Source organism: Pontibacillus yanchengensis Y32, assembly GCF_000770635.1.
GTDB classification, from domain to species: domain Bacteria; phylum Bacillota; class Bacilli; order Bacillales; family BH030062; genus Pontibacillus; species Pontibacillus yanchengensis.
Genome location: NZ_AVBF01000003.1, coordinates 137,467 through 149,742, shown reverse-complemented (window position 1 = coordinate 149,742; position 12,276 = coordinate 137,467). Strand labels below are relative to the sequence as shown.

The window sequence follows — 12,276 nt, the reverse complement described above, 5'->3', positions numbered from 1 at the left end:
GAACGGAAACATGGCCAGTCTAGAGTGGGGATGGTAATGTGGCCTATTTTCTTAATGAGAGTAGTGGGCATTCGTGAACGACATGAGTTCGTTATTTGGTATGTACATTAGAAGATGAACTACTTATAGCCGTAGGTCCGATCGCAACATATTGGCAGGGTTGGGTGGGAAACGACGAGACTCCCGCGGGAGAAAGAGGTAGGCAAGATCCCCTGAGGGTGTTTTCCCCGAAGGTAGCTTGCCAGCTCGCCCGCAGGACGCGAGTTGTTTCCCACCCAACCCTAATGATTTTAAAGTATCGGACCTATCCTAATATATCTCGATTCCAAGTCTTCAACATAATGGGGCTATATTAGAATATGCATGCCCCTACATTATCTAAATCAAAACCTCTCAGCGATATAACTATTCACCGAGAGGTTTTGATTAGCTAATTTTAGGGGCTAATAAGTTGCTTTAATCTTTATTCTATACTAAACGCTTTCGTATTTGAGCACTAATAAGATCAATAATGGTAACGGAGATGATTATGACAATCAGAATTAAGCTGACTTCATCCCAGTTTCGGTTCTTCTGAGAAATAACGATTAGTGTCCCAATTCCACCTGCCCCTATAATACCGAGGATAGTGGAGGCTCTTACGTCGATTTCGAAGCGGTAGATAGCATAGCTAAGAAAGTCGGGTAAAATCTGTGGAATGATTCCATAGAAAAGGGTTTGGATTTTATTGGCTCCATTTGCTTCCATTGCTTCGACAACCTGCATATCAATTGTTTCGATAACTTCACCATATAGCTTTCCAAGCATTCCTGTAGAGCCTATGGCTATTGCTAACACACCAGCAAAGGGGCTAGGGCCAATGGATGCTACAAAAATAAGTGCTAAAAGAATTTCAGGGAATGTACGAACGGCATTTAAAAACAACTTGCAAATAAAGTTAGCGATACGGCCAGCTAACGAGTTGCCCATCATATTCTTAGCAGTAAGAAATCCGAGTGGGATAGCTAAAATAGAGGCCATAAAGGAACCTGTAAAGGCAATAAGCAATGTTTCGAGCATTAATTCAAGTACTCGATCGAGTTTATCGAGAGTGGGCTGAAACAGCTTAGGTATCACACGATCCATGTTTTCTATTGTTCGCATGCTAAATACTCTAGTCCAATCTACTTTTTCATTCGTCCCCATAATAGACCAAATGATAAGCGCTAGAAATCCTAGGCCAAGTCCATATTTTTTTAATAGAGAAGTTTTGCTTTGCTTGGGCCGGGGAGGTAGTGTGTTTGTTTCTGAATTCATAAGAGAGCCTCCCTTATTTTATTACTTATATAATCAATTGACACGACAACGACATAAATAATTAACGTGAGCGCCATGGCATTTTTGTAATTGAAAAAGGCGATTTGTTGATTTAGTAATAAACCAATCCCTCCAGCTCCAACGAAACCTAGCACAACAGACGCGCGAATATTAATTTCAAATACATATAGAGAGAATGAGGTGAACTGCGGTAAGATTTGCGGAAGGACTGCAAAACGAATAACTTGAATCGTATTTCCGCCAGAAGCTCGCATGGCTTCCACTTGACTCATATCAATACTCTCGATGGTCTCACTCAATAATTTCGCTAGAATACCAAGCGAAAAGAAAGTAAGAGCTAGAATACCTGGGAAGACACCAATTCCTACAAGGCTTACGAATATAACAGCTAGCAATAGTTCAGGAATTGTCCGTAGTACATTTAGTAGGAACTTCGTTGTAGAATATAAGTATTTATTTTGATTGATATTATTCGCAGCCAATACACTTAATGGTAAGCAAAAAATACAGGCAATGGTTGTACCGATTACTGCCATATGTATCGTTTCTGCTAGCTTTGGCCATACTGCGCTTGCGAATCCTATTCTTGGTGGCCACATTTTTCCAATCATACGGCCTACATTTTGAAAAAACTCTGCATTGAATTGTGTTAGGAATGAACTTGTTTGAATGGAACTAAATGTATAAAGAGATAGAATTATTAAGACGATTAGAATGTTTCTTAGCTTTTTCTTTGGAGATACAACACTTTTAATTTCGGGTTTGTGCAAATTCGTCCTCTGTGTTGAAAGATGAGACTGGCTCATTTGCTTCTGACCCCCCTCGTAAATCGTCTTCACGTATCTTACGTCCATAAATATCCTCAAATGTACCTTCATTAACCTCAGATACCGGTCCATCAAAAACAATCTCACCATCGCGCATACCAATGATACGATCAGCATATTCCATTGCCATATCAATAAAGTGTAGGTTTACGATTGTAGTAATTTTATCTTCACGATTGACTTCTTTTAAATAAGTCATAACTTGGTGAGACGTAGGTGGGTCTAAGCTTGCAACAGGTTCATCTGCCAGAATAATGTTAGGTTGTTGAGTTAAGACACGAGCGATTGATACACGCTGCTGCTGTCCCCCACTTAACTGATCAGAGCGAGTGTAAACCTTATCTTCAATGTTTACGCGCTTTAGGCTCTCATAAGCAAGTTGTAAGTCTTCCTTAGGATAAAGGTTGAAAATACTTTTAAGTGTACTTGTGTAACCAAGTCGCCCAGATATCACATTTTTCATTACAGTAGAACGTTTCACTAGGTTATGATGCTGAAAAATCATCCCAGCTTTTGTACGAAGTTTACGTAACTGTTTGGTATTGTAGGAGAGTATATTGTCATCATCTACGAGTAGTTGACCAGAGGTAGGGGTTACCAAACGGTTAATACTTCTGATTAATGTTGATTTACCAGCCCCTGATAGCCCAACAATGACGATGAATTCCCCTTGAGAGATAGACAAATTAATATTTTTTAATGCTTCAGTCCCATTTTGATAAACAAGGGACACATCTTTAAATTCAATCATGTTACATCCTCCTTCTTCCTTATCCGAAAACAACAAACACTGTGTAAAAACTAAAAAGAAAGAAGGGAGATCAGCATCTCCCTTCCTTCATGTTTGGTGCATTTGAGGGTAATCCTATCGTTAAATTTGAACGCTCAATTACATTTCGTCGATGCTAATCTGGTCTTTGAATTTCTCATACGTATCACGCACGATGTCGTATTCTTTATCTTCTGCTTCAACGATTGCATCCCAGCTGTACACTTCGTTCATCACTTTAATCATTTCTTCATTTTCATTGAAAGACATGAAAGCGTCATGAATTTGTTGTTTCATATCATCACTAAGAGAAGGGATAACGGAAATCGTGTCATTTGGAATCCAGTCTGTGTATCCTAGAATTTTCGTTTTTTCCATTACTTTTGGGTAGTCTTCTTCAATAGAAGTACGTGCATCTTCAAACGTTGTAGCTACATCTGCATTGCCTTCAAGTAGCGTAATGATTGCATTATCATGACCACCTGCAGTGATAGTTTGTTCGAAGAAACCTTGTTGTACATCGTCTACTTCAAATTTATCCATAATCTGTGCAGCAGGGAATAGGAAACCAGAAGTTGAAGTGATATCTGGAATTGCCCATTTTTTTCCTTCAAGGTCTTCTAGACTTTCCATGTCTGAATCAGCAGGAACTACGTATTGTGCGCGGTATTGGTCACTACCATAACGCTCGGATTTAAGCATAACTTCTACATCATATTTTTCGTTTGCAAGAACATAAGCAAATGCTGGAAGAAAACCGATGTGGATTTGTCCACTACCCATACCTTCAACAACAGCCGAGTAACTATTCATTACTTTTCCTTCGACCTCAACGCCAAGTTTTTCGCCAAGCTCATTCGCTAGTGGTTCAACGGTATCAGCAATCTCATCTGAATCTTGAGATGGAACAAAGCCCATTACGATTTTCTCTGGTTTTTCACTATTTTCGGAGTTATTTTCTTCAGAATTCCCCTCTTCTGAAGATTGATCAGTTTGATCATCTCCACTTGTGTTTTCTTGTGCGTCAGAACTAGAACCTTCACTACCACAAGCAGCAAGTACAAAAACAAAGCTTAACGTCAACAATAATGTAAGTAACTTTCTCATGATTCTCCCCCTTGGAAATATGTGTGTTTATTTGCAATGTCAATTATTATGCATAAATCTGGTATAAACAATATGATTTACCATATATTTACGATTATTTACAAAAGGTTCATAATACATTAACAATTTTATTACAAAATAGTAATTGAATTGATAGTAAAAAGGAGGTAGAGGATGAACATTGAAGACCATAAGTTATTGATTTTTGACTTAGATGGGACGTTATATGAAGATACAGACCATTTCGAATATCATGCGAAAAATCTCCAACAAAAGCTACCTGTTGATAAACAAGAGGCTTTCTGGAAGGAATATCAAGAGATGTTGGAGGGGAAACACTCCTTAACGATTGGATCGGTCTACGATACAAGAAATGATGTCATTTTAACCATTGATCCAGAGACTTATCTTGTTCAAGAGGTAAGAGAATGGAGCGGGGAAAAGTGGGATGTTAGCCAAGTCCAAAAAGTATATTCTAATAAAATTTTGTTAGACTTTTCAAATTTCGTTGCAATTGGGGATGGATGGTGGCTACCATTTGCTAACGCCATTCATTATGGACTTACCACGGATGATACATATGATAGCTATGTCAAAACTAAGGAGTACATGGTATCGGAGCAATTTCAGTTAACAATTACTCCTGGGCTTAACGAGCAATTAAGGGAATGGGGAAAGGAAAGAACACTAGTCCTTCTTACAAATAGTGAAGCATATGACGTTAACAACCTTTTAACAAGCCTACAATTGCAGGATGTGTTTGACGAAGTTGTACCATCTGCGATGAAACCTGGCCAAACAGAATATCACTTTACAAATATGATGGAAAAATGGCAGGTAAGTTCGGAAGAAACAATTTCGATAGGGGACAATTTTATTAATGAAATTGCACCCGCGGTTCAGTTAGGGATGAAAGCGATATTGATTAATTCCGCAAGTGCAGATGTTCATCATCCATATGTTCAAGTAATTTCTTCTATGCAAGAAATATGTAATACAAAAAGCAGTGAGGCATGAGCCTCACTGCTTTACTGTGTGAAAGAGATTATTTTAACCCTTCGTGGCGTTCAATTTCTTGTTGAAGCTGTTGAAGTTGACCTTGTTCTTCTTCAGAAGCATTGGCACGAGCAGAGTTGATACAGTTTTTCGCGATACTGATTTCCTCTTGACTCGCTGCTCCTTTGCGGTTGGTGACATTACTGACAGCTTCTCTAGCCTGTTGGAATAAGTTGTTTCTTTTCTGCATCTTTAAAAACCTCCCACAGTATGATTGTCTGATTCCTCACGTTTACGTTCTACTTCTGAGAACACTTCACGATACGGAAATCGTTCATCATGTTTCTTGACGGCATCTTTCCCTTGCTGAACAAAACGCTTCGATTTGCTTTTTTTGCTCAACCTAAATCCCCCCATAGAATGAAAAAAGCCTGAACACAACGTGTTGCTGTGTTCAAGCTTAGTATGGTCTAAAGAAAAGCGTTCATGTGTTTCAATAAATGGGAAAGAAAGCACTACATTGCTTTGGAGGACAATTTTAGAAAATCCTCAAGGAAACATGCAATGCCATCACCTTCGTTGGAATGGGTGGTATAATTGGCTACATCTTTTAGCTCTGAAATTGCATTATCCATCGCAACACCAACACCAGCATACTCCAACATTTCCAAATCATTATCTTCATCACCAAAAGCTATAATACGCTCTTCAGGGATATGATAATAGTGAGCAATTTTTTGAAGTCCTACTGCTTTATTCAAGCCAGCACGAACAATTTCAATTACATGCCAAGGAGCCCCCCATTTTCGATGATCAATGACCTCCGCATGTTTATCCGTTAATTGTTCGCGCAGCGTTTGAATTTTATCAATTTCCGGATGGATCAAAATGGACGTAGGGTCATCTTTTAAATTGGCTGACAGGCTTCCTACGTTAATAGGAGTGTCACTCGTTTGGAAAATTTGCATAAGTTCTTCATCATATTGATCAAGATAAACATCATCACGAACTTCTGCAAGTACATTCTGAACACCTAACTCTTTACACGTATGTAAAATGCTATGAGCTGTGCGAATGGACATAGGAGAGTGTATGGCATCCCAATAATGATTTTTCGGATGGTGAATTAAAGCCCCATTAAAGTTTACCATAGGGGTGTCTAACTCCATCTCATTGTAATAATGAATACTAGCACGATGCGGTCTTCCTGTTGCGATAGACACAATGTGTCCTTCTGCTCTTGCTTTTGCAATCGCCTGTTTGTTGCGCTCACTAATGGTTTTTTCATCGGTTAGAAGCGTCCCATCTAAATCTAAAGCGATTAAGTATTTTTCCATCATATTCACCACCTCTTATGGTTTTTAGTTTATAACTATGTCTTATTATATGTAAAGGTCGAACTAACTAGGATGCCCTTTTTCTTTCTTTTCCCAATTGAGAGTGTTAGCATAGAATGTGTTGAAAATACTATTATTGAATACATATTGTATGGAAAAAAGGAAGGGAAACAGCCATCATGATAGGGATTTATCGTGAAACCATTGAAAGCATTCCATCACTTATAGTGGTCGATTCTAATAAAGAGAACCAACCACTCCCTATTGTCATGTATATTCATGGCATTACAAGTGTGAAAGAACAAAACTTACCAATAGCATACTCACTTGCTTCCAAAGGATATCGAGTCGTTTTACCCGATTGTTATTTACATGGTGAACGTGAAGAAGGATTGAACAACCAAGAAGTTACCTATCGTTTATGGGATGTTGTTGTTCAAAACTTAAAGGAATTACCTATTTTACAACAAGCTTTAGAACAACGTAACCTGATTAAAGATGGACGTATTGGTTTAGCAGGAACTAGCATGGGAGGCATTACAACTAGTGCTGCCCTCACACAATACAACTGGATCAAAGTGGCAGCCGTGCTGATGGGATCACCCCAGCCAGTACGATTCGCTGAAGAACAAGTTGCCACGATTAAAGAGATGGGCATGACTGTTCCAATGAGTGAGGAAGAACAGCAAGAGCTGATTCGCTCATTAGCTAACATTGATTTGTCTAAGCAAATAGATAAGTTATATGGAAGACCGATGTTTTTCTGGCACGGTGAAGAAGACAATGTAGTACCATTTGATCATTCTTACAGTTTTTATAATGATGCGATTTCCCATTACAAAAACCCAGAGAACATTCGTTTCTTACGAGAGGTAGGGCGCGATCATAAAGTTTCTACCTATGCTATTTCAGAAACTGTGAATTGGTTTGATTTACACTTATAACGAGGAAGGAAGCATAGTGAACTGGCTTTCATTCTAGAGCTTTTTTCGTTATAATGATTAATAGGAAACAAGAAGGGGGAAACCACCTATGGATCAACAGTTACACGATAACATGATGGGTGCACTTGAGAATGTAATTGACCCTGAGCTTGGCATTGATATTGTTAACCTCGGGCTAATATACGGAGTAGATCGTGATGAAGATGGCGTAGGTCATGTCACGATGACGCTAACAGCTATGGGATGCCCACTTGCTGCTACGATTGAACAAGACGTTAAACGTGTTCTATCTGATTTACCAGAATTAAATGATATCGAAGTGCATATTGTTTGGAGTCCGCCTTGGACAAAGGACAAGATGTCTCGCTACGCAAAAATCGCACTTGGAATCCCAGATTGATTTAGAATAAAACCCTTGTTGGTCTTAATACCGACAAGGGTTTTTACATATGAAAATGAAAATGGGTGAAAGGAGTTCTCAGAATGAACAGACATCCATTTGTAGTTTGGCAAATAGTTGGCTATAAAAATAGTGGAAAAACAACTGTTGTATCCGGTTTAATTAGAGAATTACAACAACAAGGATATCGTGTTGGTGCCCTTAAGCATCACGGTCATGGTGGTCCACCAATGATACAAGACGAAGACACGGATAGCGGTAAGCATCGTCACGCAGGAGCTATCGTAAGTGGGGTTGAAGGGGACGGCTTGTTTCACTTTATAGCAAAAAAACAACACTGGTCACTCGAAGAAATGCTTCATGTGTATGAAGTTATGGACATTGATATCGTTCTGCTTGAAGGCTTCAAGCATGCTACCTATCCTAAAACAGTCATTCTTAAAGATAAACAAGATCTATCTCTAGTAGAGGAATGCTCTTTTATTGACTCATATCTATACTGGACTCATCAACCATTAATTCAACTCAAGAAAAGTGAGGCAGCTTTTCCTATATATCATTCTCAATCCATTCAGGATGTGTCCAAACGAATAATAGAGAGGTGTGAAGGAAATGAATAACTATTTTCGTATAACAGACGAGTTTATTTCTGTAGAAGACGTGGTAAATATGGTTGTAAGGCCAGAAAGTGGTGCAGTCAATACCTTTATTGGTACGGTTCGAGAGTTTACGAAAGGCAAACGGACACTATATTTACATTATGATGCTTATGTTCCGATGGCTGAAAAGAAATTAGCCCAAATCGGAGATGAGATTCAAACGAAATGGCCGGATGCACGAGTCGCTATTACCCATCGTATTGGTGAACTGCACATATCTGATATTGCCGTGGTGATTGCGGTCTCAACACCACATAGGGCAGACTCCTATGATGCTAGTCGCTATGCGATTGAACGCATTAAAGAGATCGTGCCAATTTGGAAAAAAGAACACTGGGAGGATGGGGAGTCTTGGATTGGAGATCAACTCGAGACCAAAGCCTATCCAACCGGAAAGCCAGAAGAGGAGGATTTATATGGTTAAAGTATTACTATTTGCACAATTTCAAGAAGCAGCAGGCAGAGAAAGTGTAGAAATCGACGCAGCTGGACATCCTATCTCTCACGTTAAATCCGTACTGAAAGAAAACTACGGTATCCTAGAATTGGATGATGCGAACGTAGCGGTAAATGAAGAATATACAAACATGTCAACAGAGCTAAAAGATGGTGACACTGTTGCATTTATCCCGCCAGTAAGCGGAGGCTGATGAGAGCTGAATAGAAATATGTTAAACGTCTAGGTACTATACCTAGACGTTTTTATTCGTTAATTTTGATTCTTTTTTGACGAGTAGGCTGTTAAAGGTTGGTGTTGGTTTTTGGAATCAACTAATCAACATAGCCTTATTCACGATAAGAAGCATAATCTGGAAGACTTGGATTTGAGATGATTATTGGTTAAGGGGGGAGGTTGGGTCCGATGCTTAATGAGGGTTAGGGATGGGTGGGAAACGACTCGCGTCCTGCGGGCGAGCTGGCAAGCTACCTTCGGGGAAAACGCCCTCAGGGGATCTCGCCAACCTCTTTCTCCCGCGGGAGTCTCCCCGTTTCCCACCCATCCCTGCCGATATGTTGTTATAGGAATCGGCAATACGTAGGACAACTTTTTTTTGACGGACATATAATCTCTTATTTACTGTAAAAACCCTATTTTGGAGAGGCTTGCGGACATATGATATCTTATTTGTGAAAAAACACACTACTTTTAGGTGATTTAGGCCAAATAGCGTACTGAATGTCCGTTACGAATGCAAAATAGCCTTCAAATCGAAGAATAAGAGACTATATGTCCGCATAGCATCACTCTGCCTCGCAATCCATTCCTCGCTTCGTGGATACCACCATTTAAAAACGTCCCCTTCAAATCAGGCCATGTTTCCGTTCATCTCAATAAAAGCAAAGGTGGCCGTGGAACAAGGAGACTCCCGCCGGAGAAAGAGGTAGGCGAGACCCCGCAGAGCCCCGCTTTTGGGCTCGAGGAGGCTTGCCAGCTCGCCGGCAGGACGCGAGTTGTTCCACGGCCACCTTTATTCTTACTAAAATAACGGAAACATTTCTCTAATCCATAATATCTCGAATCCAAGTCTTCAACATAATGGTGCTTATATGGAAGAACATAAAATTATCTCATTTCTATATCATCAATAAACTTTAACAAAGCCAATTAAAAAAAAGCCTGAAATCTCTAAATAGAGGTTTCAGGCTTTTTCTCGACTATAAGTCACCGTTTCAATCCTTTTGCAAGGTTAACAATAAGTAAGATTAGTGCAATTACTAACAGAAGGTGTATAATTCCGCCTCCGATTTGTAGGGAGAATCCTAGTAACCATAGAATTAATAATACGATTAAAATTGTCCACAACATCTTGTAACCCTCCTTCTAGTATATATAGTGCCCTTTTGGAGAGGGTTCAAAACGTGATGTGAGATTACATTCATATTTCAAATGTAAAGCACCCTTAGTTGGGTAGGGTGTTTTACATTACATGAAGATGAATACAAGTGCGCCTACGATAAAGCAATAGAAGGAGAAATATTTTAGGTTTCCTTTTGCCATAATATTCATGAACCAACGTAGCGCATAATAGGAGGCTACTATAGAGCCTAAGAATGCAAGAATGTATGGGATTAGATTAGCTTCACCTTGGGAAACCAAATCCCCGACACTTAATACGACTGTTCCGAGACTTACTGGAATGAATAATAAAAAGGAAAAACGCAGTGCGGTTTCTTGTTTCCATCCAAGCAGCATTGCAGCTACAATCGTAGCACCAGAGCGACTAATGCCAGGAATTAAAGCGACAGCTTGGGCTAGACCTACAATAATAACACCAATCCATGTAATATCGTGGTCACCTTTAATTCCTTTTAAGTTACGAATAATCCAAAGCGCAACACCAGTTATAATAAGCGTAATACCCACCATTTTCGCTTTATCCCCAAAGGTATTGCCAATCCAGTCTTCTAACAAAATACCCAAAACAGCTGCGGGGATTGTACCGATGATCAAGTAGATAATAAAGCGAAAATCACTTTTGGTTTCTTCATTTCTAGTGTTACCAAAAATAAAGGCTAGTCCATTTTTTATTAAGCGGATTAAATCCTTCCGATAAACCATAAGGACTGCGATAAGAGAGCCAAAATTAACTAATACCTCAAATGTTAGACCTGGTTTGTTTATATTGAATAGATCTTGAACAATGACTAAATGTCCACTAGATGAAATGGGAACGGGTTCAGTAAATCCTTGAAACAATCCTAAAAATAAATACGTTATCAGTTCAAACAATTTTTCCATATTACGTTTTCCTCCTGTATCAAATGAGTCTGTATATAGCGACAGTCATTATCCTGTATCTCTATAATGTACGACCGTTTCCTTTCACAATTGTGGGCTGGGTGAATATCCTACCTTATAAAAGGAGGCCGATACTATGAGAAAGAGAAAAGGACAAAGTTCTACCTACAGTCATATGTATTCCTTATGTAATAAGCATATGAATCAATATATATTGGCTCAATTAGCAGATGGTGAACACGTAGATGGTATCATAACTGGGGTTGATGGTGATTATCTGTATTTAGCCATTCCAACTTCAGCTGAACAACAGAATACATTTGAGCATAATTCTCCTGCCTATCCACCGTATTCTTCATCTCCTTCTTCCTTTCGACAATACGAAAATGCGAACATTATTGGGAGATATGAACATTCATCAAACCAATCATACCAGCCACCACAACGATTTCAACGCCTAATTTTACCATTATCTGTTCTTGTTACGGTAAATGCTTTGCCATGGTATTAAAACCATAATCTTTAGTATAAATCTGTTGCTCCAACGTCAAACTAACTAGTAAAGACATGTAAAGGAGTTTGAGATATGGGGCAAAGACATCAATTTAAGCATGGCGATAAAGCACCCAATAATGGGGTTTATGTAGAGATTGGAGAAACAGGAAGCATGGTGAAAGACCCGAAGCAAATTCGCCTAAATGCAGGTCAATCCTTCCCAGAGAATTCAAATAAGGACCGTGTCTGGTCTTATAAACGCAAGCCATAAACAATAGCATCCACCAGCAGGTGCATGCTATATATAGAAGCTAAGCTACCCTTTCTTTCGATAGATAAACATCGGATAGTGGGGACTTGAGCTAAACAAGAAGAAAAAACTTATAATTTGATTTGGTTGAAAAGTAAAAATCCTCCTTCCTTAACGGGAAAGGAGGATTTTTCTTCATAAATAGCGAATGACGAAGTAGTATATTACCAACTTCGTCACTCTATTATTCGGCGTCTTCTTTTAATGCGCCTTCCCCTAAGATTAAAACGGTTAGGGTGAAAGCCACGGTTAGCACAATTGCTTGGGACAAATGGAATGCTCCACCATTCATACTAGATACTACATATGTAACCATGCAGCTTAGTAGAAAGCCCCAAAAGATTGACCAGAACAAACGCATAATGCTCACCTCTA

18 protein-coding genes are annotated in these 12,276 nt (G+C 39.2%); 8 read left to right on the top strand and 10 right to left on the bottom strand.

Going from position 1 to position 12,276, the window contains the following annotated elements:
- Window positions 1-468: 468 nt before the first annotated feature.
- From phnE (N782_RS02385) to N782_RS02370, 4 genes are all read right to left on the bottom strand, one after another.
- Entirely contained in the window at window positions 469-1,296 is an 828-nt protein-coding gene (gene phnE / locus N782_RS02385) for a phosphonate ABC transporter, permease protein PhnE (protein ID WP_036815693.1), read from the bottom strand.
- Window positions 1,293-2,123: a phosphonate ABC transporter, permease protein PhnE gene (gene phnE / locus N782_RS02380; protein ID WP_036815692.1), complete on the bottom strand. Its 831-nt coding sequence runs from the start codon at window positions 2,121-2,123 to the stop codon at window positions 1,293-1,295. Before phnE (N782_RS02380) ends, phnE (N782_RS02385) begins: the two co-directional genes overlap by 4 nt.
- The gene (phnC, locus tag N782_RS02375) at window positions 2,068-2,895 is read right to left on the bottom strand and encodes a phosphonate ABC transporter ATP-binding protein (protein WP_052111115.1); all 828 of its coding nucleotides are present in this window, start codon (window positions 2,893-2,895) and stop codon (window positions 2,068-2,070) included. Before phnC ends, phnE (N782_RS02380) begins: the two co-directional genes overlap by 56 nt.
- 138 nt (window positions 2,896-3,033) lie before the next feature.
- Complete coding sequence (locus N782_RS02370) at window positions 3,034-4,020, bottom strand: phosphate/phosphite/phosphonate ABC transporter substrate-binding protein (protein ID WP_036815691.1); 987 nt, start codon at window positions 4,018-4,020, stop codon at window positions 3,034-3,036.
- A gap of 174 nt (window positions 4,021-4,194) precedes the next feature.
- Here N782_RS02370 and N782_RS02365 point away from each other — a divergent pair, with 174 nt between their 5' ends.
- Window positions 4,195-5,037 carry an HAD family hydrolase gene (locus tag N782_RS02365; protein WP_036815690.1) on the top strand — a complete coding sequence of 281 codons (843 nt, stop codon included), beginning with the start codon at window positions 4,195-4,197 and terminating at the stop codon, window positions 5,035-5,037.
- Between the two features lie 28 nt (window positions 5,038-5,065).
- Here the strand turns inward: N782_RS02365 and N782_RS02360 are convergent, their stop codons facing one another.
- From N782_RS02360 to N782_RS02355, 3 genes are all read right to left on the bottom strand, one after another.
- Complete coding sequence (locus N782_RS02360; RefSeq protein ID WP_036815689.1) at window positions 5,066-5,266, bottom strand: DUF3813 family protein; 201 nt, start codon at window positions 5,264-5,266, stop codon at window positions 5,066-5,068.
- A 2-nt stretch (window positions 5,267-5,268) separates the two neighbouring features.
- On the bottom strand, window positions 5,269-5,418 hold the full coding sequence (locus N782_RS21735; RefSeq protein WP_202406190.1) for a hypothetical protein: 150 nt from the start codon (window positions 5,416-5,418) through the stop codon (window positions 5,269-5,271).
- 113 nt (window positions 5,419-5,531) lie between these two features.
- Window positions 5,532-6,356, bottom strand: coding sequence for a Cof-type HAD-IIB family hydrolase (locus N782_RS02355; protein WP_036815684.1), 825 nt, complete (start codon window positions 6,354-6,356; stop codon window positions 5,532-5,534).
- A 137-nt stretch (window positions 6,357-6,493) separates the two neighbouring features.
- Here N782_RS02355 and N782_RS02350 point away from each other — a divergent pair, with 137 nt between their 5' ends.
- From N782_RS02350 to moaD, 5 genes are all read left to right on the top strand, one after another.
- Entirely contained in the window at window positions 6,494-7,297 is an 804-nt protein-coding gene (locus tag N782_RS02350; RefSeq protein ID WP_476704239.1) for an alpha/beta fold hydrolase, read from the top strand.
- An 88-nt stretch (window positions 7,298-7,385) separates the two neighbouring features.
- Complete coding sequence (locus N782_RS02345; protein ID WP_036815677.1) at window positions 7,386-7,697, top strand: metal-sulfur cluster assembly factor; 312 nt, start codon at window positions 7,386-7,388, stop codon at window positions 7,695-7,697.
- Window positions 7,698-7,780: 83 nt separating this feature from the next.
- On the top strand, window positions 7,781-8,317 hold the full coding sequence (mobB, locus tag N782_RS02340; RefSeq protein ID WP_036815676.1) for a molybdopterin-guanine dinucleotide biosynthesis protein B: 537 nt from the start codon (window positions 7,781-7,783) through the stop codon (window positions 8,315-8,317).
- Window positions 8,310-8,780 (top strand): molybdenum cofactor biosynthesis protein MoaE, encoded by a 471-nt coding sequence (locus N782_RS02335; protein ID WP_036815675.1) that lies wholly within the window; start codon window positions 8,310-8,312, stop codon window positions 8,778-8,780. Before mobB ends, N782_RS02335 begins: the two co-directional genes overlap by 8 nt.
- Window positions 8,773-9,006, top strand: coding sequence for a molybdopterin converting factor subunit 1 (moaD, locus tag N782_RS02330; protein ID WP_036815674.1), 234 nt, complete (start codon window positions 8,773-8,775; stop codon window positions 9,004-9,006). The genes N782_RS02335 and moaD overlap by 8 nt, the downstream gene beginning before the upstream one ends.
- Before the next feature lie 1,013 nt (window positions 9,007-10,019).
- On the opposite strand, the gene N782_RS21225 is transcribed toward moaD, so the two are convergent.
- A complete protein-coding gene (locus N782_RS21225; protein ID WP_152600694.1) occupies window positions 10,020-10,163 on the bottom strand; it encodes a lmo0937 family membrane protein in 144 nt (47 codons plus the stop codon).
- 117 nt (window positions 10,164-10,280) lie between these two features.
- Window positions 10,281-11,096 carry an undecaprenyl-diphosphate phosphatase gene (locus N782_RS02325; protein WP_036815673.1) on the bottom strand — a complete coding sequence of 272 codons (816 nt, stop codon included), beginning with the start codon at window positions 11,094-11,096 and terminating at the stop codon, window positions 10,281-10,283.
- 136 nt (window positions 11,097-11,232) lie between these two features.
- On the opposite strand from N782_RS02325, the gene N782_RS02320 reads away from it, so the two are divergent.
- Both N782_RS02320 and N782_RS02315 read left to right on the top strand, forming a co-directional pair.
- Entirely contained in the window at window positions 11,233-11,607 is a 375-nt protein-coding gene (locus tag N782_RS02320) for a hypothetical protein (RefSeq protein ID WP_036815671.1), read from the top strand.
- A gap of 75 nt (window positions 11,608-11,682) precedes the next feature.
- Entirely contained in the window at window positions 11,683-11,862 is a 180-nt protein-coding gene (locus N782_RS02315) for a YjzC family protein (RefSeq protein WP_036815669.1), read from the top strand.
- 223 nt (window positions 11,863-12,085) lie between these two features.
- Here the strand turns inward: N782_RS02315 and N782_RS20920 are convergent, their stop codons facing one another.
- Window positions 12,086-12,262, bottom strand: coding sequence for a YjzD family protein (locus tag N782_RS20920; protein WP_084102949.1), 177 nt, complete (start codon window positions 12,260-12,262; stop codon window positions 12,086-12,088).
- Between the last annotated feature and the right edge of the window lie 14 nt (window positions 12,263-12,276).

Coding starts and splice junctions, on each gene's coding strand:
- phnE (WP_036815693.1), bottom strand. CDS start 1,296: ATGAATTCAGAAACAAACACACTACCTCCCCGGCCCAAGCAAAGCAAA.
- phnE (WP_036815692.1), bottom strand. CDS start 2,123: ATGAGCCAGTCTCATCTTTCAACACAGAGGACGAATTTGCACAAACCC.
- phnC (WP_052111115.1), bottom strand. CDS start 2,895: ATGATTGAATTTAAAGATGTGTCCCTTGTTTATCAAAATGGGACTGAA.
- N782_RS02370 (WP_036815691.1), bottom strand. CDS start 4,020: ATGAGAAAGTTACTTACATTATTGTTGACGTTAAGCTTTGTTTTTGTA.
- N782_RS02365 (WP_036815690.1), top strand. CDS start 4,195: ATGAACATTGAAGACCATAAGTTATTGATTTTTGACTTAGATGGGACG.
- N782_RS02360 (WP_036815689.1), bottom strand. CDS start 5,266: ATGCAGAAAAGAAACAACTTATTCCAACAGGCTAGAGAAGCTGTCAGT.
- N782_RS02355 (WP_036815684.1), bottom strand. CDS start 6,356: ATGATGGAAAAATACTTAATCGCTTTAGATTTAGATGGGACGCTTCTA.
- N782_RS02345 (WP_036815677.1), top strand. CDS start 7,386: ATGGATCAACAGTTACACGATAACATGATGGGTGCACTTGAGAATGTA.
- mobB (WP_036815676.1), top strand. CDS start 7,781: ATGAACAGACATCCATTTGTAGTTTGGCAAATAGTTGGCTATAAAAAT.
- N782_RS02335 (WP_036815675.1), top strand. CDS start 8,310: ATGAATAACTATTTTCGTATAACAGACGAGTTTATTTCTGTAGAAGAC.
- moaD (WP_036815674.1), top strand. CDS start 8,773: ATGGTTAAAGTATTACTATTTGCACAATTTCAAGAAGCAGCAGGCAGA.
- N782_RS21225 (WP_152600694.1), bottom strand. CDS start 10,163: ATGTTGTGGACAATTTTAATCGTATTATTAATTCTATGGTTACTAGGA.
- N782_RS02325 (WP_036815673.1), bottom strand. CDS start 11,096: ATGGAAAAATTGTTTGAACTGATAACGTATTTATTTTTAGGATTGTTT.
- N782_RS02320 (WP_036815671.1), top strand. CDS start 11,233: ATGAGAAAGAGAAAAGGACAAAGTTCTACCTACAGTCATATGTATTCC.
- N782_RS02315 (WP_036815669.1), top strand. CDS start 11,683: ATGGGGCAAAGACATCAATTTAAGCATGGCGATAAAGCACCCAATAAT.
- N782_RS20920 (WP_084102949.1), bottom strand. CDS start 12,262: ATGCGTTTGTTCTGGTCAATCTTTTGGGGCTTTCTACTAAGCTGCATG.